General features: G+C 65.5%; 20 protein-coding genes. 1 reads left to right on the plus strand and 19 read right to left on the minus strand.

The window, feature by feature from the left end; translation table 11 throughout:
• Nucleotides 1–25 precede the first annotated feature (25 nt).
• From ACR4XJ_RS04845 to ACR4XJ_RS04890, 10 genes are all read right to left on the minus strand, one after another.
• Nucleotides 26–934: a glycosyltransferase family 2 protein gene (locus tag ACR4XJ_RS04845; protein WP_434754139.1), complete on the minus strand. Its 909-nt coding sequence runs from the start codon at nt 932–934 to the stop codon at nt 26–28.
• A complete protein-coding gene (locus ACR4XJ_RS04850; RefSeq protein ID WP_434754140.1) occupies nt 927–1,811 on the minus strand; it encodes a glycosyltransferase family 2 protein in 885 nt (294 codons plus the stop codon). Before ACR4XJ_RS04850 ends, ACR4XJ_RS04845 begins: the two co-directional genes overlap by 8 nt.
• On the minus strand, nt 1,811–3,004 hold the full coding sequence (locus ACR4XJ_RS04855; RefSeq protein ID WP_434754141.1) for a glycosyltransferase: 1,194 nt from the start codon (nt 3,002–3,004) through the stop codon (nt 1,811–1,813). The genes ACR4XJ_RS04850 and ACR4XJ_RS04855 overlap by 1 nt, the downstream gene beginning before the upstream one ends.
• Nucleotides 3,001–4,521 carry an O-antigen ligase family protein gene (locus ACR4XJ_RS04860; RefSeq protein ID WP_434754142.1) on the minus strand — a complete coding sequence of 507 codons (1,521 nt, stop codon included), beginning with the start codon at nt 4,519–4,521 and terminating at the stop codon, nt 3,001–3,003. Before ACR4XJ_RS04860 ends, ACR4XJ_RS04855 begins: the two co-directional genes overlap by 4 nt.
• The gene (locus ACR4XJ_RS04865; protein ID WP_434754143.1) at nt 4,518–5,846 is read right to left on the minus strand and encodes an oligosaccharide flippase family protein; all 1,329 of its coding nucleotides are present in this window, start codon (nt 5,844–5,846) and stop codon (nt 4,518–4,520) included. Before ACR4XJ_RS04865 ends, ACR4XJ_RS04860 begins: the two co-directional genes overlap by 4 nt.
• The gene (locus tag ACR4XJ_RS04870) at nt 5,843–6,568 is read right to left on the minus strand and encodes an acyltransferase (protein WP_434754144.1); all 726 of its coding nucleotides are present in this window, start codon (nt 6,566–6,568) and stop codon (nt 5,843–5,845) included. The genes ACR4XJ_RS04865 and ACR4XJ_RS04870 overlap by 4 nt, the downstream gene beginning before the upstream one ends.
• Nucleotides 6,569–6,627: 59 nt before the next feature.
• Nucleotides 6,628–7,227: an acyltransferase gene (locus ACR4XJ_RS04875; RefSeq protein ID WP_434754145.1), complete on the minus strand. Its 600-nt coding sequence runs from the start codon at nt 7,225–7,227 to the stop codon at nt 6,628–6,630.
• The gene (locus ACR4XJ_RS04880; protein ID WP_434754146.1) at nt 7,227–9,224 is read right to left on the minus strand and encodes an exopolysaccharide transport family protein; all 1,998 of its coding nucleotides are present in this window, start codon (nt 9,222–9,224) and stop codon (nt 7,227–7,229) included. Before ACR4XJ_RS04880 ends, ACR4XJ_RS04875 begins: the two co-directional genes overlap by 1 nt.
• 38 nt (nt 9,225–9,262) lie before the next feature.
• Complete coding sequence (locus ACR4XJ_RS04885; RefSeq protein ID WP_434754147.1) at nt 9,263–10,021, minus strand: polysaccharide biosynthesis/export family protein; 759 nt, start codon at nt 10,019–10,021, stop codon at nt 9,263–9,265.
• A gap of 207 nt (nt 10,022–10,228) precedes the next feature.
• The gene (locus ACR4XJ_RS04890; protein ID WP_434754148.1) at nt 10,229–11,656 is read right to left on the minus strand and encodes a sugar transferase; all 1,428 of its coding nucleotides are present in this window, start codon (nt 11,654–11,656) and stop codon (nt 10,229–10,231) included.
• A 959-nt stretch (nt 11,657–12,615) separates the two neighbouring features.
• On the opposite strand from ACR4XJ_RS04890, the gene ACR4XJ_RS04895 reads away from it, so the two are divergent.
• Entirely contained in the window at nt 12,616–12,789 is a 174-nt protein-coding gene (locus ACR4XJ_RS04895; RefSeq protein ID WP_434754149.1) for a hypothetical protein, read from the plus strand.
• An 85-nt stretch (nt 12,790–12,874) separates the two neighbouring features.
• On the opposite strand, the gene ACR4XJ_RS04900 is transcribed toward ACR4XJ_RS04895, so the two are convergent.
• The 9 genes from ACR4XJ_RS04900 to ACR4XJ_RS04940 form a co-directional block, all read right to left on the minus strand.
• On the minus strand, nt 12,875–13,567 hold the full coding sequence (locus tag ACR4XJ_RS04900) for an energy transducer TonB (RefSeq protein WP_434754150.1): 693 nt from the start codon (nt 13,565–13,567) through the stop codon (nt 12,875–12,877).
• Nucleotides 13,568–13,569: 2 nt separating this feature from the next.
• Complete coding sequence (locus tag ACR4XJ_RS04905) at nt 13,570–13,986, minus strand: ExbD/TolR family protein (RefSeq protein WP_434754151.1); 417 nt, start codon at nt 13,984–13,986, stop codon at nt 13,570–13,572.
• Nucleotide 13,987: 1 nt separating this feature from the next.
• On the minus strand, nt 13,988–14,686 hold the full coding sequence (locus tag ACR4XJ_RS04910) for a MotA/TolQ/ExbB proton channel family protein (protein ID WP_434754152.1): 699 nt from the start codon (nt 14,684–14,686) through the stop codon (nt 13,988–13,990).
• 116 nt (nt 14,687–14,802) lie between these two features.
• The gene (locus tag ACR4XJ_RS04915) at nt 14,803–15,654 is read right to left on the minus strand and encodes a class I SAM-dependent methyltransferase (protein WP_434754153.1); all 852 of its coding nucleotides are present in this window, start codon (nt 15,652–15,654) and stop codon (nt 14,803–14,805) included.
• Between the two features lie 83 nt (nt 15,655–15,737).
• Nucleotides 15,738–16,646, minus strand: a complete 909-nt coding sequence (locus ACR4XJ_RS04920; RefSeq protein WP_434754154.1) for an esterase/lipase family protein — start codon at nt 16,644–16,646, stop codon at nt 15,738–15,740.
• Nucleotides 16,643–17,599 carry a class I SAM-dependent methyltransferase gene (locus tag ACR4XJ_RS04925; protein ID WP_434754155.1) on the minus strand — a complete coding sequence of 319 codons (957 nt, stop codon included), beginning with the start codon at nt 17,597–17,599 and terminating at the stop codon, nt 16,643–16,645. Before ACR4XJ_RS04925 ends, ACR4XJ_RS04920 begins: the two co-directional genes overlap by 4 nt.
• Entirely contained in the window at nt 17,596–18,684 is a 1,089-nt protein-coding gene (locus tag ACR4XJ_RS04930; RefSeq protein ID WP_434754156.1) for a saccharopine dehydrogenase NADP-binding domain-containing protein, read from the minus strand. The genes ACR4XJ_RS04925 and ACR4XJ_RS04930 overlap by 4 nt, the downstream gene beginning before the upstream one ends.
• On the minus strand, nt 18,685–19,851 hold the full coding sequence (locus ACR4XJ_RS04935) for a hypothetical protein (protein ID WP_434754157.1): 1,167 nt from the start codon (nt 19,849–19,851) through the stop codon (nt 18,685–18,687).
• Nucleotides 19,848–21,011, minus strand: coding sequence for a thioesterase II family protein (locus tag ACR4XJ_RS04940; RefSeq protein ID WP_434754158.1), 1,164 nt, complete (start codon nt 21,009–21,011; stop codon nt 19,848–19,850). The genes ACR4XJ_RS04935 and ACR4XJ_RS04940 overlap by 4 nt, the downstream gene beginning before the upstream one ends.
• Nucleotides 21,012–21,033 lie beyond the last annotated feature (22 nt).

The raw sequence follows: 21,033 nt of genomic DNA on the forward strand, positions 1-21,033 counted from the left end.
CGGAAACCATGGACGTGCCGCCGCGTCATGCGCTTCCCCCTTTCCGCCGCTGCTCGAGGGTGTAGTCCAGCGCGCCGCGCAGGAACGCCTCGCGGCAGCGCAGCCGCAGGCGCAGTTCGAACCCCGCGCATGCATCCATTCCGAGTCCCATCAGACCGGCCAGCACGCCCGCCTGCAACAGGTCAAACAGGGAAAATGCCCGCATTCCCGCCGCCACGGCGATTTCCGGGTAGGACGAGGCCAGGATCTGGCTTGCGTAGCCCACCTTGCGCTCGCGCGCCACCAGCTGCGTTTCGTCGATGGGGTGGTAATGCAGGGCGTGGGCGGCGGCGTTGAAGAGCAGCCTGGCTCCGGCGCGGTGCAGCCTGTAGGCCAGGGCGGTGTCCTCGAACGCGTAGCGCCTGGCCGCGAACGCATCGTCGAAGCGCACGGAGCGCAACACGTCCGCCCGCACGCAAAGATTGGCGGTATAGACGTGCAGGAAGCTGACGGGCCGGCCATGCGCGTAGCCTTCCTGCACGAACTGCATGCCATGGCGGTCCATGAACCGCAGGACCGGCGAACCCGCAAGTTCCGGATGCCATTCCAGCCGCCCCTGCGAAACGTCGGCCCCCGCGTCCAGCAGGGCGACATGCGCATCCAGCAGGCCGGGGCTGGCGAATACGTCGTCGTCAAGAAACAGGAACACGTCGCCCCCGGCCTGGGCCATTCCCGCGTTGCGCGCCCTGCCCGGCCCTTGGTTCTCCTGCCGCAGCGGGCGCAGGACGGGAAAGGATTCGGCATGCCGGGCGATGACCTGCGGCGTGGAATCGGCCGAGCCGTCGTCCACCACGATCACCTCGCAGCCTTCGATGCCCTTCACGTCCCGCAGCGCGCGCAGGCAGCGGTCCAGAACGGGCGCGCGGTCGCAGGTGGGAATGATGACGCTAATCATGGCCCAGGCTCCAGCGCACGTAATCGAGAAAGTCCGGGTCGCGCCGACGCAGGTAGCGCAGTCCGTAGATGGCGGCGATCATGCCGCGCCAAGCCAGGGCGTACGCCCTGCCGTGGTGTTTGCGGAAGTAGTACTCCTCGCTTTCAAGGTACTGCCGGACCAGTCTGCCCATGCTGCCGAAAAAACGGATGGTGCTGTGCCGGGCGGAATGGGTGATGCGGCAACTGTGCACGTAAGTCACGGCATGGCCCGCCTGCCAGACGCGCCTGCACAGGTCCACTTCCTCGCAATAAAGAAAGAACTTCTCGTCGAAGCCGCCCACGGCGTGGAACACATCCGCCCGAAAGAGCATGCACGCCCCCAGCAGGCAGTCCACGTCGCGGGTGGAGGCGTGGTCCCAGTAGGAATAGTAGGGACGGCCGGTCAGCCTGTTGCCGGGCAGGCGGAACGTGAGCGTGGAATGCTCCAGGAGGTCGTTGCCGATGCTGAGGAAGGAACGCGCGGCCCCGTAGTGCACCCGGCCATCCGGCTCCAGCACCATGGGGCCGCAGGCCCCGGTGGCGGGGGTTGCGTCCAGGAAGCGGGAAAGCCCGGAGAGCACGTCGTCGTGCAGCCGGGTATCCGGGTTCAGGAACAGCAGGTGCCGCCCGCGCGCCCTGCTTGCGCCCAGGTTGCACCCTGCCCCGAACCCCGCGTTGCGCGTGTTGCGCACAAGCAGGTCCACCCTGCCCTCCAGCACGCCGGGGTCTTCGGCCGAGGCATTGTCCACCGCGATGATTTCGTACTCCAGCCCGGCGGCGTGCCGACGCACGGTGGCAACGGAGGCCAGTATCTCGTCCGCGCAATTCCAGTTCACGTAGATGACGGATACGTCCATCAGCGCCGCCTCCCATCCTTGCGCATGGCGTCGGCGCACAAGGTCTCGTACACGTCCGACGTGGAACGCAGCATGCCCGGCAGGCTGAAATCGCGGGCGACCATGTCGCGCCCGGCCATGCCGAACCGGTGGCGCAGCGCGGGCCTGTCCAGCAGCGTGGCCAGGCTCCGGGTCATGGCCTCGTCATCCCCGGGCGGGACCAGAAAACCCGTCTCGCCGTGGCGGATGCAGTCGCGCACCCCCTGCACGTCGCTGCCTATCAGCGGCCTGGCGTGCGCCGCGGCCTCCAGCGCCACGTAGGGGCATCCCTCCACCCTGGAGGGCAGCACCACGATGTCGGCGGCGGCCATCAGGCGGTCCATGTCCTCCCGCCAGCCGAGAAACATGACCTTTCCGGCAAGCCGGGGACCGGCCGCGAGCCGTTCGAGGAGTTCGCGCTCTTCGCCGGTACCGGCCAGCAGCACCCGCACTTCCGGGCCTGTTCCGTTCAGCCCGGCCACGCCCCTCAGCAGCGCCTGCACGTCCTTCTGCGGCTCGAAGCGGGACGGGCAGAGGATCAGCCGCAGTCCTTCCCCGAAGGCACCCGCGAGGCCCAGTTCGCGCAGGATGGCGTGGCGCGCGCCGTCGTCGGGCAGCGGCGGAAGCGCCACGCCGTTGTTGATCTGCCGGATGCGCTCCGTGCCCATGTCGCGGCGCAGGGCCGCGCATTCGGAGGCCGAAACGGCGATCATGCTGTCGCACAGGGGCAGCAGCGCCTTTTCCGCCATCAGGCAGGCACGCCGTTTGATGCCCTTGAAGCATTGGTAGAACATCAGGTGCGGCGTGTAGACCACGCGCATGGCCGGGGCGAACAGGCGGGCGATGCGCCCCACCGCGCCCCCCATGGTCGAGTGGCAGTGCAGCACGTCGGGCTTCAGTTCGCGCAGCAGGGGAATGAGCCGGGCAATGGCGCGGGCCACCATGTCCGGCGTGGGGCGGCGCGGCAGTTCAAGGGTCAGGAACGGCAGGCCCAGGGCGTTGAAGGCGCGCTGGTAGGCGCCGCCCCCTTCGTCCAGTTGCGGATCGGCCGTCTTGTCCGGAAAGATGCCCACGACCTCGTACCTGTCGCGGTCCAGCCCGGCAGCCAGGTCCAGCACGTGGCGCTTCACCCCGCCGAGCGAGTTGGTGAGCAGCAGGATCCTCAGGCGCTTCATGGGGTCGCGCCTCCCTGGGGCAGGCGCGCGGGCGCGGCGGGGGGCGCGGGGGTGCCCTGCCCGGGGCCGGACGCTGATGCGCCCTGCTCCGCGAGGGCAAGGGCCATGGCGGCGAGGATGAAAAACAACCGCGTGACCTTGGTGAAGAAGTGCAAGTCCGCCAGCAGTCCGGCCGTCACGTATATGGCCATGCTCGCAAGCGCCATCTGCACGAACCGCGCGTCGCATGCCCGTCCGCCCAGGACCAGCCGCCGCATTCCCGTCCGGACCCGCCAGACAAGGTAGCCGAGCAGCCAGAGAAGCCCGGCCAGCCCCACCAGCCCCTGCTCGGCCGCCGTGGTGAGGAAGATGTTGTCCGCGACCTTGATGGTCTGCACTTCGGACCGGATATCCATGGGAACCGCGCCCATGTGCTCCGTGTAGACGTTCTTGAAATTCATGTAGCCTATGCCGGCGGGCATGTTGTCCGCAAATATCCGGAAGGCGACGCCCCAGTAGAAGAACCGCATCACGAGGTTTCGTGGCGCGAGGACGCGGTCGAAGAACGGATGTCCCTCGAACATCGCGCTGGCCGCCGCCAGCAGGGACAGCCCCACGAGGCACAGGGGCACGGCCCAGCGGCGCAGGCGGGGGTGGGCCAGCGCGACCACCGCCATGGCGAACCATACCCCACGGGTGAAGTTGACCACCAGAAACGCGAGCGGAAGCAGCAGGAGCGCGGCGGCGGCAACGCGGTTTCGCATGTCCTTCGCGCACAGGTAGACGAAGGGCACGCACATGGCCACGAATGTCCCGGCCTCCGACGGGTGGAAGAAGATCACGTACGGCCGGTAGAAGGCGTTCAGGCGCTGGAGCAGCCGGGGCGAGATGAACAGTTGCTTGTAATCGGGCAGGTTCTTCGCGGCGTACTCGATGAGCGGGTTGTACTTGAACGCGAACTCCACCAGTCCCCCCGCGGCGAGCAGCACCCCGACAAGCGCGAGGACGCGCGTGAAAAGGACGGCCCGTTCGCTGTCCGTTTCGAGCAGGAACACGAGATAGAGCAGGTAGCCGAGGACGACGGTTTCAAGAAACGTCCGCAGGGCCACGTAGGTGGCGGCGTTCAGCAGAAAGCCGAAGGCCAGCAGAAGGATGGCCGCCAGCGGCGCGAACAGCAGGCCGGGGGATGGCGCGGCGGTGCGCGCCCTTCCCGTCACCGCCCGAAGCAGCACCGAGGGCAGGATCAGTGCGAACAGCACCTCTTCCGCCGAGATGAAAGGGAATATCCCCCGGGCCCCCACGTCGAGGCCGAAAAAAAATGGAGAAAGGCCAAGGAGGAGCAGTTGCAGGCACAGCGCCGGCGTGGGGGCAAGACCGGCCAGCAGCGCCCCTGCCAGCCCCGCCATGGCCAGCGCCGAGATCAGCAGGCCGGTTTCGGCCATGCCGAGGACGAGAAGCGCCACGGGCACGGCCATGGCCAGCGGTATGCCGACCATGCGCGAGAAGCGGGGCGTGAGGTGCGCGAGGCTTCTTCTCATCGGGGTGCACCTGCCTCGGTGGCGGGTTCGGCGGGCGCCCACAGCACGTCGCGCAGCCCGGCCGTGAAAAGGACGAGGCTGACGCATTCGCAGACGAACGTGGCGATGGCCGCGCCGGTGATGGAGTAGAAGGGGATGAGCAGGAGGTTCAGCGCCACGTTCAAGGTCATCATCGCAAAGGCCAGGCGGACAAGCATGCCGATCCGGCCCATGGCGATGGCTATGTTCGCGAACATGGACGCGATGTAGACGAGCGGACAGGCGGCCATGAGCCAGACAAGCACCGTGGCGGCCTGCCCGTATGCGGTGCCGAACAGCCCCAGGATTTCCGCGCGAAACGCGATGACGCCGAGGCTCGCGGGCACCATGACCACAAGGCCGGAGAGGATGATGACGGTGAACGGGGCGCCGCGCCCGCGGCGGGCCAGCATGGGGAAGACGGCGGCAAGGTAGCCGGTGAAGACGGCGGCCATGACATCCAGGACACGGTAGGCCACATGATAGAGGCCCGTATCGCTGAAGGTGGTCATGCGCGCCAGCAGGAACACGTCGATCCGGAAGTAGATGCCGGCCATGACCTCGACGGCCAGCAGCCGGGCGGCTTCGGACAGCAGTTGCCGCATGGCCGGAGGGCATGCGCGGATGTGGCCGGGCAGCGCCCGGAGCAGCCGGGCGAGTTCATTGCCGTGTTCGCCCGTCATGCACAGCAGCGCGCACAGGCGGACGATGCCCGTGGCGGGCAGCAACAGCAGCAGGACCGGGAACCCGTACCAGCCGAGCCATGCCCCGAGCAGAATGAGGAACTGCGTCCCCCGTTCGGCCAGTTGGGCAAGGGCAGGCTCCATCATGCGCTCTCGGGCCATGTACAGGCTTTCCACAAGCCGGGCCATGGCCACCGGGACCGCGCCGGACATGTAGACGACGACCTGCGGGCGGATTCCGCCAAATTCCGGGTACATGGCGAACAGCAGGACGGTGATCGCGCCCGCGCCCAGCACCGAAGCGCACAATTTCAGGAGCAGGGCGGCGGAGACAAGCCCGGCCGGGTCCTCTGCCCCGCGGGCAAGGTCGCGCACCAGTATCTTGTCCAGGCTCAGGTTGCCCGCCAGCTCGGCGAAGATCATGCCGGTCACGAGCACGGCATACGTGCCGACGTCCGCGCTGGAGTACGCGCGCGCAAGCAGGATGAACCCGCCGTACCCGATGATTCGCGCGATCAGGTTCGCCGCCGTCAGCCACGCCGTGTTGGCGAGCAGGCGGACGGAAGACGCCGGGGCAGGCCGGGGCGTATCGCCCCCGGCCGCGCTGTTGGCTTGCGCGTTCATGCATCCTCGCCGCTGCGCAGCATTTTCAGGTCGGCCTCGCTCAGGCGGGCGAAGGAAGAAGGAGAGTCCCACACCCAACTGACGTTCTCGCGGATGACCCTGGCGGGCGCGCCCACCGCGAGGCAGCGCGGAGGTATTTCGCGCAGGACTATGGAACGGGCTCCCACCACGGAATGGTCGCCCACCACCGCCCCCTTCATCACCAGCACCTGAAGCCCCATCCACACGTTGCGGCCGATGCGGATGTCCGCTCCGCGATTCAGCGGCGCCCCCGTGTCCAGGTCCACGATGGCGTGCGAGTCGGTGGTGCGCATGTCCAGCCCCTCGGCAAGGCCGCAATCGTCGCCGATGAAGATGGATGTGCCCGTCTCCGCGGCGGAGAGCTTGCCCCCGTTCATCCTGACCCGCTGGCCGATGTAGATGCCGCAGTCCTGCATTTCGAAGTGGAAATTTTCGTCCACGGCCCAGGTGTCGCGGCCGATATGCAACTGGTGGCCCGTACCGCGCATGCGGATGGACACGGTCTTGAGAAAGCAGCCCGCTTCGATGTTGATTTCGTTGTCCGAGCCTTCGATGTCGATCTCGACATCGCGCAGCGCCGCAAGCTGCATCCGGATGCGGTTGCGGGGACCCTTTATCCTGGTGCGCACCCCCAACATGTTCAGGCAACGCCGGCATATGCGGTAGAGAGGTTTGGGCAGCATGGCGGACAGTCGGCCCATGGCGTTCTCCTGATCTGCCTGTCCGGGCGGCCGGAACGACGGCCCGGGCGGGGCTGGCCTTACGCGGGCGAAACCCAGCCGCCGCGTTCGGGGTCATATGTCCGGACCACGCGGGCGGGGTTGCCGACGGCAAAGCTGAAGTCCGGAATCACCCCGCGCACCACGGAGTTCGGCCCGATATAGACGTGGCGGCCGATCTGCGTGCCGGGGGCGATGACGGTGTTCGCGGCAATGTAGGAGTCCGGTCCGATGGTCACGGGTTTCGGCTCGCTGAGGGGGCCGTACAGTATGGGCTGGTCGCAGTAGGTATAGTCGTGGAAGTGGTCCGTGACGATGCAGTTCAGCCCGATGGCTGCGTTTTCTCCGATGTGCATGGTGGACGCCACGGAGATTTTCACGTTTGCGCCAATGATCGCGCCATCGCCAAGTTCGAGGTACGGCGTGTAGGTACGGTCGAACCATGATTCCACCATGGTGATCCACGCCTGCCCCATGATACGGCAACGTTCTCCCATGGCCATGTACTGCGGAAAATCAACGCGGACGGGAAAGAAGATTATGGTTCCTTTTCCCATGCGCTTGAAGGAAGAACGCAGAAGCAGCGTGTAGAGTTTTGCCATCCGCATCGATGTCTTGTGCTGGATCGCAAAGATGTCCATTATACCGCCCCGTATATCTGCCGTGGAATGTGGAAGATGCGCTTGTTGAGCAGCAGGCCGATATTCTCGAAACCATAGCCTGTCAGCACGTCGATGCAGTAGGCGATGGAGTGGCGGTTGGTCCGTTCCGCCTCGACCACGTACACGATCTGGTCCACATGGCGCCGGAGAAGCACGAGGTCGGGAAAGCTGTTGACCGGAGGCGCGGTGACGAACACCTGGTCGAACTCCCGCGTGAGTTCCTTGAGGATGTCGAAACGGAGTTCGTCGGCCATGTTGCCCGGGTGGTACTGGAATAGTGTCACCCCGTCGGCCACGATGTGGTTGAAGCTCGTTCCCGCAGGGGGCGTGGCAAGGCTTGCCGTCACCGGAGCGGGAGAGAAGTTCGCGAAGGCCACCTTCTTGCGGGGATAGGCGGCGGCGAAGCGGGCAAGGTTGACCCCGACGGTGCGCGCTCCTTCGGACGGCTGCGAACTGGCGACCAGGACCACCTTGTCCTTTCCGGCGTGCGCGATGTTGAGATAGATGCGCTGGAATTCACGCAGGAGATCCGCAGGAAAGGGCAGCGAAGGAGAGATGGCGGGCTCTCCGGCGGCGGTGACGCGGCGCGGCAGCACGCCCAGCACGCCCAGCTTCAGGGCGCGGGCGGCCTGCTCCGGCGTGGTGAACGTGCTGTCGGTGAGGTGAAGCGCGATGATCAGGGCGCAGTTGCCGAAGACGAGCAGGAGCAGCGACAACGCCATCGTCTTCTTCAGGTTCGGCTTGGCGGGGGACCGCGCCAGCGACGGCTGCTCGATCACCGAAATGTTGGTGATGTCGCTTTGCGCCGCGCTGTTGCGGATCATGCTGGCCGTGTATTCCTTGTGGTATTTCTCGTAGGTGGCCTCCGCAAGGTCGGCGTCCTTGCGCAACACGTCGTATTCCTGCGCGTCGCCGGAGGTCCGGGCTATCTCGGCGGCGATGTCGCCCAGCCGTTGCTGCAGTTCGGCGATCCTTGCTGCCTGCCCGCTGGTTTCGGCGGACAGGGTGAGCAGGGTCTGGTTGAGAGAGGCGTAGGTGTCGCTCAGCCGGCGGTCGCGGGTGTCGGTGACGCTTTCCGGTTCGCCGCCGATCATCTGCCTGAGCAGGGCAATTTCGCCATCGATGTCCCGGACGAGCCTTGAATTTTCCGTGTACCGCTCTCTCAGGCTCTGTCTTTCGATCAGGGCGTCGTTCAGCCTGCCCTGCAATTTGTTCAACTGCGTGTTGCGGGCGTCCACCACGCTGTATTCCTCGTATCGGGGAACGCTGCCCAGAATGCCTTCGAGGCGGTTTTTCTTCTTGAGGTTGTGTTCGTAGTCCGATGTCGCGTCAATGATGACCTGGCGAACCCTGTCATACTGCTGCAACAGCATGGCTACCTGGTTGTTGTCATAGATCTTGTGCTCGTTCACGAACTCGTGCAGGCGTCCGAGCGCCGCATCGTACCTGGCGCGGGAGTCGACGACATTTTTTTTCAGAAAATCGATTTCGTTGGTGTCCCGGTATGCGCTTATGTGATGCTTCTGGAACTCTTCGAGATAAATGGAAAGAACCTTCCTGGCTATTTCGGCGTCGGGAAAGGTGAAGGAGACTTGAAGCGTGTCGGAATCGAGAATCGTCTTTACGTCGATGTTGTCGGTTAGGAGCTTGGCTATGCCGTCCTTGTCTTCCGTAATGGCGTCCTGCCCTGAAAGCCTTGCCGCAACAGCCTGAACGACATCCGAGCTTTTCAGTATCTGGCTTTCGTTGTTGATTTCCTGCTCTCGCCTAGTGATGTATACGTTGTTTTCTCCGGACGTGATGGTGCCCACCTGCTCCTGACCAAGACGTACGAGCAGGTTCGCGGTCGAGGTGTAGTATTTTTTCGTTGCGAACGCATACACCAACGTTGCCGCAAGCACGAACACGCTGAAGATGATGGCTGGGCGTTGGTATCGGAAAACGATGTTGAGTATGTCACGAGTTGTGGTGGCCAAGGTGATCCTCGCTGTTGCTAGCGGTTCATGCCACTATGTTAGTTTGATGAATCTGAATTGAGATAGTACGTGAAGCCCCAGACGACGTTGGCCTGGGTGGGGATCATGTTGGTGATGTACTTCTTCACGAAATCGTTCGCCATGGTGATGCCGTTCTTGGGGACTATCAGTATGTCGCCCGGAGCCATGTAGACGCTCCTGTCCTTTCCCGCGACCAGGTCGGCGTCCAGCCTGTAGGCCGTGTACAGATCCTTCCGGGTCTGCCGCACCAGAATGACGTTGCCGAGGTCCGCCTCCGTGGTCAGGACGGAACTGGTGGCCAGCACCTGCGAGACGGTGGCGTTGCCCGGCAACGGCTTGGCTCCGCCCTGGGCCACTTCTCCGGTGACAAAGACCTGTGCGTTTACTGCCTTTTCAATGTTCACGGTTATTGCCGGGTCCACGAACTCCTGCGCGTAGATGGCGTGCAGTTCCTCCTGGAGCAGCTCCGGGCTTTTTCCCGCGACTGCAATGCCTTGATGAAGAGGAAGCGATATCTTGCCATCCGGTCTGACGGTCATGCTGTCGTTCAGTTCCGGATGGTAATAGAAGCGTATGTTCAGCGTATCGCCCGGCTCTATCGCCGTGGACTCCTGGGGAAACCTGGGTTGGCGGAAATCTGCTGGTACCGGCGCATATCCCTCGGGAGGCTTGCGCGTGCAGGCCGCGCCGATGCCGAGCAGCGCGGCGACAAGCGTGAGACAACCGGCCGTACGCCAGCGGTGGCGTGCGTCATGCAGCATTGATTTTTCCGGCATGGCGACTCCTTTCGCAGGTGCCTGCGATGGATCACTTGTTCGATTTCATGGTGCTCATGATGATCTTTTCACTGTCTGTGTACGTAAACATGGAATTTGCGTACATTGCGGCAACAAGCAGGACAAGAAGCGTCGAAAGAATGATGCCTATGCAGCGCGTGGAATGTGAACACACGCGGAAGTTCTGCATTTTTCTGTCGTTCGCGTTCATTTTCCATGCCCCTTGAAGATGACCACAGCGGTCTTGAGGATGATTTTCAGATCCGTCAGAAGGTTCCAGTTGTCGATATAGTAGAGATCGTGCTGCATCCACTCTATGAAACTCGCATCGTTGCGCCCGCCTATCTGCCAGTAGCAGGTGATGCCGGGCCGCACGCTGAACCGCCGCCGCAACCAGTCTTCTGAAAAATTCGAATAATCCCTGACGGAAAGCGGGCGCGGGCCAACCATGCTCATGTCGCCTCGAAGCACATTGTACAGTTGCGGAAACTCGTCGATGCTGTAGCGGCGCAGAAATGCTCCGATAGGCGTTATGCGCGGGTCGTTCGTTATCTTGAAGACAGCGCCGTCCATTTCGTTCCTGTCTTCAAGATCCTTCTGCAACCGCTCCGCATCGCGGCACATGGTGCGGAATTTGTACATCCGGAATATTCGCTTGTTGTACCCCACCCTGTCCTGGGCGAAAATGGCCGGGCCTGGCGAAGTGGCCTTGATGCATATGATGACGACAAGAAGCAACGGCGATACGGCGATGAGCAGGACAAGGGCGCATACGAAATCCAGGAGCCGCTTCACGGACATCCTCCAGTCTTCCAGCGGCGCGGTGTGCAGGATTATGGAGGGCATGCCGTGAATGCTTTTTGATGCTAGGGAACTTTTGTCCAAATTGAATATGTCCGCGATGTAATGAACAGTTATTCCTTGCGTTTCTGCGGTTCGTATTATGTGGTTTATCTTGTCGTAATGAGAACGTATCGGAAGGTTTATTATGACATCGTCGATCACATTGTTGCGAAATACTGATGCGCAGTTGTCGATACGGTCCAGGATGTTGATGTCTTCATGGCTGTGGTTCTCGTCATCTACAAAACCCACGACGTTCAACCCGGTGTGCTTGTTGTCCTTTATATAACGCGCAAATAACGTGGAACGCTTGTTTGACCCGAAGAATACGATGTTTCGCATGTTCTTGGGGTTGCTGCTCCAGCGCTTGGAATAGACATGTGCGGCAAGGGTGACGGACGAGCCGAGAATGGCCGCCGTAACGGCGTACAGCACGATGAAGGGATTGTCCGGCGTGTCGAACCGCGGAATGCCGTGCAACACGAGCAAGGCGGCGCAGTCCGCCGCGATAACGAGAAAATATCTCAATACGTGCGAAGCGATCCAATGCTCATGGACTTTGTCGGCCTCGTCGTACAGGTGCTCGAGCATCATCTTGTGTATGGCGAGCAGTATGCAGATCGTCAGGACAGGGCTGGACAGGGAAGGTGGAGGCTGGTCGCCGGGCAAGGGCTGGAAGTACTTCTGAAGATTGCCGACGGCCAGGCCGCTGGCCAGAAATGACGACACCGTGGTGATCGTGTCAGCTATCCGGATGGAACGTAGGCGGTGGGTGCCTCGAACCTTGGGCATGTATTCTTCCTCCCCCATCTCCGCCTATGCTCACGCCGGGCATTCCGTCGGCATTGGAATGGGCTGGAGCAGCATGAAAACGGCATGCGGCGCAGCAGAATACGAAATATTGAAAAAAACAGATTGAGAGCACATGCAATCAAGTCCGAACCGTCGCTGGATGCTCATGAATGCTTTGGCATTCCTGGCTCAAGAAAACTTGCATACGGATATTCGTTTTCTCCAATCCCCTTCCATTGCGACATCCCCCCGAAGCAACAACCCATCTGAAATCCAAGAGAAATTCCGTCAAGAGTATGACTGTCGCCTTCATGTTCCACGAGCGCCGCAGTTTCCTGATGCCGAACTGGAGCCGGACGGCTCGTCCAGGACGCCTCAGGCAATCATGCGGGAAAAGTTCCCGTTGAAGCATCGTACGCGCACGCGGCCGAAGACGGTGTGGCACCCTTGTTAATGCCCGTCATGATTTGCAATCATAAGGGTTTGAAACTACGCGTATTGCGAAAATATCAATCATAGCAACATCCTGGATCATGTTTGGTTTTTCTGAACAATATACAACCATTCGAATAATTGGGAAGTATTTTGATTCCCAATTATAAATATAATGATCCGGCATAATGATTTTCAACAGTTACCGTCGCCAAACCAAAACGACCACCATCAAGGAATAATCCGTCTATAACCCACGACAAAAAACGGATTAACGCAACATTGACGCCGCCCTACGAAAAAAATCCAGGCGCAATCGTAAAATTCCGGTCATTCTCCCAAGGGGTACGCGATAGCACCCACCTGACACAGCCGCGCCCGGCGCGGCTGTGTCAGGTGGGTGCTGATCAGGCAGCCTGCCGCCCTTCGCCGTCCTCTTCCGGCGGTCCTCGGGGAGGTCATCAAGGAAGGCGTGGCAGGATCACGAGAACGCTTGCCGACAAGGCGGAAATCGGGGCGGAGTGCCCGTGGCGGCCATCCAGTTCTCCATCGGGCTTGCCGCCGCCATCGGCGGCATAACCTTCGACACCACGGGGATCGGCGGCATCTTCGTCGCGGCCGCGGCCATCCAGATTCTGGCGGCGCTGCTCGTCAAGGTCAGCTTTTCCATGTTCGCCAGGGAAAGGGGCCGTCCAGCCTGATTTCCACCTCGGCCATCGTCACGGGCAATCGCGCATGGCGGGGGAACAGCGCCGCAGACACACGGCCACGAACATGCCGAAGGGGTTACTGCAACCTGAACACGAACGGCACCGTGACCAGGGTGTTCACGGGCGTTCCCTTCACCTTGCCGGGAATGAACCGCATCTGCCGCGCAGCCTGCAGGGCCACTTCCTCGAAATAGCCTTCGGGGGCGGCCGAGTGGACAGCGCACGCCTGCGGGTTGCCGTCCTTGTCCACCACAATGCGCACCACGACCTGGCCTTGAATGCCCTGCCGCCGGGCGCTCCGGGGGTAATCGGGCATCACGCGCCGGGCCACGGCGGGCCGCTCGTCCACCTTGTCCGATTCGTAGGCAAGGTAGCCCGAAACATTGCGGGGGGCATACCGGGCCACGACGCGGCCCGCTTCCGGCGACGGCTCGGCCTGCGGCCGGGGATCGGTCACTGTTTCGGGCGGGGCGGGGGGCGGCGGGGCTTCGGCCTGTACCGGCGGGGCATCCTGCTTCTTTTTCGGCGCGATGGTCTTCGTTTCGCGCCGGGGGGGCGGGGAAGACGGCGGGGGCGGCGGGGCGGGTTCCGCAGGAGGAGGCGGCGCGGCCGGAATCTCGGGGGGCGCGGGGGCGAATTCCGCCAGGCTCACCTCGTAGACGCGCTCCACGGGGCGGGGCGTATCCTCGGCCCGGGTCGCCCCGTACGCAAGAACGCCCGCAAGGCCGCAATGCAGCGCCAGTGACACCATCCAGTCCCGTCCCGACATGGCTACTCCAAACCGGGGTCGCGTTCCGCGACGATTCCCAGCTTTTCTATCCCGGCCGCGCGGACGCGCCCCATCACGCCGACCACGTCGCCGTAGGCCGCGCCCTTGTCCGCCCGCAGGAAAAGCTGACGCTGCATGCGCACGACGTTGCTGCGCAGCAGCCCTTCCAGTTCTTCGGGGGCTACCCGGTACTCATCCAGAAACAGCACCCCGGCCTTGTCCACGGTCAGGATCACGTGATCGCTGTCCGTGGGCAGCACGTCCACCATCTTGGTCTGCGGCACGTCCACCTCAAGCCCTTCGGTCATCATGGGCGCCGTGACCATGAAGATGATCAGCAGCACCAGCATGACGTCGACGAACGGGGTGACGTTGATCTCGGCGACGAAACCGCCGCCGCCACCTACGGACGCGCCCATGTCACTGCCCTCCCATTCCGGCCGTGTCCAACCCCTGCGGATGGCGTTCCGCCTCGTGCTCCACCCGGTTCAGGAACATGCCCGCGAAGTTGATGCATTGCGCCTCGATGTTGCCGAGCCGCGAAAGAAACGTGTTGTAGCCAAGCGTTGCGGGAATGGCCACGAACAGCCCCACCGCCGTGGCGATGAGCGCCTCGGATATGCCGGGGGCCACGGTGGCCAGGGCCGCGCTTTTCTCCGTGCCGATGTTGTGGAACGAATGCATGATGCCCCAGACCGTGCCGAACAGGCCGATGAAGGGCGCCGTGTTGGCCACCGAGGCGAGCAGCGACAGCGAGGAGGACAACCGGGCCATTTCCTCGGCGACGCCCTGCCGCAAGGCCCGGCGCACGTTGTTGTTCAGCAGCCGGTCCACGTCGCCCGTCCTGGCGATGCGGTTGAACTCGCGCAGGCCGCGCAGCGCCACCGATTGCAGGGGCGAGCACGATCCGGCCCGCAGGGAATCCAGCGCCCCCGCGAGATCGGGCGCGGCGTCGAACCGGTCTATGCCCTGCTTGTTCCGGGCATGCGCCGCCCGCAGGCAAAGCCACTTGCCGCACATGTAGGCCCAGCTCGCCAGCGACATGAACAGCAGTATCCCCAACACCGCCTTGGCCACGGGCGTTGCCTGGGCCAGGGCGTTCCACAATTGCGCGGTCATGGCAGTCTCCTTGTCGATCGTCGGCGCAGGGAATGTCCCCCCTTTCACGCCCGTTCCATGCACTCTTCCTGGCACTCTTCCTGTCCGCGTGCGCCGCACAGCCCGGCGCGCGGGCGTCACGCCGCGCCGCCGGTGGCGGCATGGCGGAAACGGAAGGAACTTATCTTGACCATCCGCCGGATGTACGGCAGCCATCTGATCCACCACAGCCAGCGCCACCGGTTTCGCGGGCAATCGAAGTAGTGAAGGTCGCCCATGAATTCCAGCCGGGGCGACCACGCGCAAATGTCGCTGCCCTTGTCGATGCCCCAGGTGAACGCGGCATCGCACTTCGAAACGCTGTCGTGCCGCGCGCTGCGCCCCACATACGAACGCGACAGCGCTTCGAAGACCAGTTCCCCACCGGGAAACGCCTCGGCCATGTCGCGCACGAGGCAGCGCAACTCCTCCGGCGGCAGGTACATGAACAGGCCCTCGGCCAGGATCAGCACCGGACGGTCCGGAGGCACCTCGGCGAACCACGCCGTGTCGAGCACGGAAATGTCCAGCATCCTGTGCCGCGCGTCCTCGTCGAAAAAGCCGCGCCGCCAGGCGATGACCTCGGGCAGGTCCAGTTCGATCCACAGCGCCGCGTTGTTGTCCATGCGCCGCGACCGGGCATCCAGGCCGCACCCGAGCAGGGCCACCACGCCCTGGGGGTGCCGGGCCAGAAAGCGCGCCACGGCCCGGTCCAGGATGCGCGTGCGCACGGCCACGCCCGTTTGCGATATCCAGCTGTTCCGGAACTTGCCGAAATCGTAGTCGATGGCATGCAGCATCCGCAGCGCGTATGGGTCCTGGACGAGTCCGTCGCCCCGCAGGCTTTCCACCGCCCGCGCCCACACGGGAATGAGCAGCGTTTCGCTGACGCCGTTCAGGCTGATTTCCCCGCGCTCTCCGCCGGAAAGCGCCCCGGCCGCCTCCATCATTGGGATTGCGTCCCTTCCGGGTCCGGAATGCCACACATCCCCGGCTCCGGCTTCCATCCCGTTCTTCCGCATGCTGCCTTTCCTCATGATGCCGGACTGTCCTCGATACGTTCCCCGCAGGGGCCAGCCGGTTTGTCCGAAGCCACGCCCGACAGCGCCAGATGCAGTTCGCGCAGCACCATCCGGCAGATGCCGGGGTGCAGCACCAGCCACATGTGGCTCACCGGCGGGGTTTCCAGCACCTTCCACCCGGCCGATGGGGGCGGCACCAGCGCATCCTCCGGATGGATGATGTTGTCCATGCGCGAATACAGGGCGGCGCAGGGGATGGCCGCCGGGGTTTCGGACGCCTCCATGTCGCGGAAGAAGGCCGAGCCGTAGGCCATGCTCTCATCCAGTCCGTCCTTGCGCCTGCCGAACATCCGGGCGGTCTTCGACCCCCGGTGCGGGCTGCCCAGCGTCACCATGCCCGCCACGCGCGACTCCGGATGCCGCCTTCCGTGCAGCCAGATGCGGGCCATCAGGCCGCCCATGCTGTGCCCCACCACCAAGGGGCGCTCTCCGGGGAACACCCTGTCCACGGCCAGCAGCGCCGCGTCCACTTCCGCCCCGTATTCCTCCAGCGGACGGCCCGACGGGCGCCAGGCGTGGCAATACACCCGCGTGAAGCCGCCCCGGACCAGCAGCCGCCGCAACACCACCCACACTCCGGCATGCAGGTCCGAGCCGTGGATGAGGAGTACCGGCGGCAGCAGCGAAAGACCCGATGGCGCGCCGCGCCGCCCGAACCGCCGCAGGTGGAAATGCAGGGGCGCGGTGGCCACGACCAGCAGGATGCCGGTGAAGGACATGACAACGCCCCGCGCGAGATCGGTAAGGCTGTGCGGCGGCGGCACCGGCCGCGTGGAATTGCAGGCCTCGTAGTGGAACAACAGGTACGTCCCGCAGGAGACCAGGAACACCGGAAGCAACAACACCGCGAGCACCATCATCGGACGGAACCATCCCCGCGCGGCGTATGTTCCCCCGCCTGCGCGCCCGAAGCCAGGTCGCGCGCCGGGCGCAGCGCATAGCACCGGTAGTGGTCGGTCATGGCGGCGGGCAGGGGCACCCTGCCAAGGACGGCGGGCAGCCCGTACCGGGCGCAGACCATGGCGGGCACCCGCCCCATGATGGCCTGCGAACGGGTGACGGCCCAGCCCGCATCCAGGAAGAACAGCCCCGCATCATCGGAAATCCCGTGCACCCGCAGGGCGGGATGTCCGGTAAACCTCTCCGGCCGTCGGTTGTCGAAGGCCGCGCCCGCCGCATCCAGGGCGTCCAGCAGCAGCACGCCCCCGGGCATGGCGCGGCGCAGCGCCACAAGCAGACCGTGCTTGACCTGCGCGGGCAACAGGTCGAGCAGCCCTTCCATCACCACGATGCGCCGCGTCGGGGACGCGCCCTGGCACATGACGCGGGCAACCTCCCCCATGTCCTCCTCTCTGTGCACTTCGTGGCGCACGACGGCCGCATACGCCCCGGAGAACGGCGAATCGCGCAGCAAAGCCTCTTTCAGGGCCAGGACGCGTGGCGTGTCCACCTCATGCCAGACCACCTCGGCGGGCATCCCCGGATGGTGCGGCCCAAGTCGGTGCCAGCGCGCGTCGAACCCGGCCCCGATGTTCCACACCTCGGCGTGTTCCTCCCCGCGCAGCGCGTCGAGCAGCATTGCGTCCAGGATGTACGCCCGCGCCACCACGCACGGGTTCACCGCCGGGTGCAACGCGGGCAGGTGCGCCGCCCCGCCCATGGCCTTCAACAGGTATTCGGCCGGAGAGTCGCGAAAATCGCCGCGCCAGCATCCGGCCCGCGCCCTGGCGGATGCGTCGTGCCATGCCGTGCGTTCCGCAGGGGTCAACGCGGCCAGCGCCTGCCGTGGGGAAAGAGCGCACGCCGCCGTCACGCCGCGTCCTCCGTGCACGCCACGCCGCATGCGGCCAGCGATTCCATGAACGCCCGCGCGGGCACGGCCTCTCCAAGATAGTGCACGCCGGGCCGGGCCAGACCCTGCATGACGGCGTGCGCCGCGTGGGCCGCCGACAGCCCGGTTATCCAGTGGTTGCGGGCTTCCGCCAGGGTCAGCCGGAAGGTCCGGCCGGAGCGCGAACGCACCTCGGCATGCAGGATGCCCATGGGGCCACGGCGTTCCGCGTCGCGGCGGATGGCGCCATGCAGCATGGCGGCCGCCGTCTTGCGCCGCCGGGACAGGAACAATTTGGAGAACGCCAGGGCGAACCGGCAGCGCGGCCCCACCAGCACCAGGCCGATGCGCAGGGAAAGGTCGCGGCGCTCCTCGGCCAGCGGGCGCGAGGGGGCGTTGTACATCCACGTCACCTGCTGGCGCGCGTCGGGCAGGACCGGCAGCGTCACCGTGCCGCAGGCCGCCCATACGGGGCGGCCGCTCCAGACGCCGCGCTCGAACCACCCGAACCGCAATTCGGAAAAGACGTGCCAGACCATGTCCTCGGCGGATGTCAGCGACCAGGTGTCCCGCGCGCCGCAATACAGCACCACGGATTCCGCGGGACCATGCGCGCCCTCCGCGCGCTCCAGGGCATGCCGCACGAACACCTCGGAAAGACCGGGCATCCAGCCCGCGGAAAGCACGAAGCTGCGTCCCGCCGCCTCCAGTTCGCCGCCGCGCCCGGCAAGCTCGCCCATGAGCAGGGAATACCCGCCCACGTCCACCAGATGCGCGCCGGCATGCAGCGCCATGGCGGCGGCGAGCGGCCCCGTGCGCCACGAAGGGCCGGTGCAGTTGACGATGAGCGCGCAGTCGCGGAAGGCGTCGCCGCTCTCCGTGCCCACGTCGAACCGGCGCACTTCCGTTTCTCCCGGCAGGGTTGCGGCCAGCGCTTCCGCCCGCTCCAGGCTGCGCCCGGCAACCACCAGCCCGTAGGGCCCCAGCCGGGCCAGTTCGGCGCAGACCACCCGTCCAATGTCCCCGCTGCCGCCCAGAACCGCGATTTTTCCCTTGTCGGCGACCATTCACGCATCCTCGATGATTGCGGCGCGCACATGCAACGCGGCCATGTCGTCCAGGGCCTCGCGCAGCCACGGCAGCGCCGGGGTGGTGGCGTGCACGCCCGGCGGGAGCGCATCCGGGGCGCGCAGGTGCCGGTACGCCGTGGCCGCCGCGTAGGCCGCCGTCAGTCCGAAGGTGGTCTCGCCCGTGGCGAAGGCCGTGTACGTCCCCTGCCCGCCACGGCAGCGCACGGCCAGGGTCGAACGGGCAAGATTGCGCGCGGCCGCGCTGCCCATGCTGTGCATGGCGTGGAACAGTCCGGTCAGCGCGGCCGCCGCCCTGGGGTGGTCCGCCGCGGAAAACCGGCGCAGCACCCCGGCCATGCGGCGGGGCATGCCCTGGAAATGCATCCGGTAGGTCACGGAGTCGGCGGGCAGGGGCAGCCCCCGCGCGGCGGAAAGCTCCAGCAGCGCGGCCTCCGCCGAAAAGCAGTGGATGGCGGGCACGGAAACGCCCACGCCGGGAAACACGTCGTCCCGCCGGGGACCGGCATCGTCGGCGGGCACCCACGCCTCGAAGCCGCCGCGCAACTCGCAGACCCGTGGGGCAAGCCCGTGCAGCATGGTCCACGTGGACGCGCGCCCGGCCCCTTCGTTGCCCCCCGCGAACAGGCGGACGTGCGCCTCGGCGAAGGGGCCGCGCTCCCCGGCCAGCAGGTAGAGCAGCGCCGTGCTCAGGCCGGGATTGACCCCCATGCCCGTCAGCACGCGCACGCCTTCGGCGCCGGCCGTTTCGTGCAGGTCCATGATCTCGCGCGCCACGGCCGGGTCGTCGTTGATGTCCACGCAGTCCACCCCGGCCCGGATGCACGCCGCATGCGCGGCCGTGCGCAGCGTGGCGAAGGGGCCGAGCGCCAGCACCACCAGGTCGTAGGCGGAAAGCAGCGCGACCAGCCCGTCGTCGTCCGCGCCTGCTTCGCCCGGTCCGCCTGATCTGCCCGATCTGGCGGTCGTGGAAACGGATGCCGCGACCCATCGCCCGCCCCCCGCCGGGGCATGTGCGCCGCCGTGGCGGGGGGGACGCCGCCCGCCAGCGTCCACCGTGGCCCGGGGCATGAGGCGCAGCAGACCGGCCACGATGCGCCCGCCCGTGCCGCCGCAGCCACCCAGCACGAGGATGCGCGGGGTCATGCCCGCCTCCCCGCCGTTGCGGCCCCGGCGTGCCCGAGCACGAACTCCGAGACCACGTCCGCGAACTCTCCGGGGTGCGTCTGCACCAGCATGTGCCCGCCGGGCGCGGTGGTGAAACGGCAGTCCGTGAAGCATCCTTTCCACGACGCGGCGAACTCCGTGACGAACGGGTATTCCTCGCTTTCCCCGGTTATCACCAGGCACGGGCAGTCCAGCGGGACAGGCCCGAACTCGTACCGTTCCATGCGCCTGACCGAACGGCGGTATTCGACCCAGTATCCGGCCTGCTCCTGCGGGGTGAGTTCGCACAGCAGGGGCGCGTAGATGCGTTCCAGATAGCGCAGCGTGGCTTCGCCGTCGGGGTCGCGCGCCCACTGGCTGCTGCCGTAGACCAGTTCCTGCGCGTCGGGCGGCGTGGCCCCCGCCACGACCATGCACAGGGGCGGCCGCCCCTGCCGCGCCATGGCCCGCGCCAGCGCATGGGCCACATAGGCGCCATAGCAATGCCCGACGAGCACGGCGGGGCCGCCGGACGGCAATGCCGCCAGCAGGGCGGCGGCGATGTCGCCAATCCCCCGCAACGGCCCGTCCGCGCCCGACTGCCCGTCCGCCCCTGACTTCCCGTACAGGGCCGACGCCACGCGGAAGGAGGCGTCAAGCCGTTCCGCCACCCGGCGGAACATGGCGGGACGCCCCCCGGCATACGGCAGGCACAACACGTTCACCGCACCCGCTGCGGCGGATTCGGCCCGGCGCAGGTGCGTCCATCCTTCCTGGCCTTCCTGGCTCTCGGGAACCTCCGGGTCCTCGCCGTCCGGAACAACCGGAACACCCTGAACAGGGGGCGCAAGGACTTCGGCCATCCGCCCGAGGGTCGCGCAGCGCAATGCCTGCTCCACGTCGCGGCTCCCGCCGAAAACCTCGCGCACCCTTTTCGAAAAGGCATCGAGCCCGAGAAGGTCCGGGGCCTGTTCCGTGATGGGCCGCTTCGGGTCCACCGCCAGAGGGTCGCGGCCGAAGCTGTCTGCCGCCATGTCCCGCAGCAGCCGTTCGACATCCGCCGCGCGCCGGGGAGAAGCCCCGGCGTCCGGGCTTGCCCGGCGGGCTTGCGTTGCGTGGCCGGACGCAGGCAGGGGCGGCGTTGCATGGGTATCGGTCATGACCATTCCTTATCGCGCGCAG

Source organism: Nitratidesulfovibrio sp. D1 (genome assembly GCF_051133415.1).
Classification (GTDB): domain Bacteria; phylum Desulfobacterota; class Desulfovibrionia; order Desulfovibrionales; family Desulfovibrionaceae; genus Cupidesulfovibrio.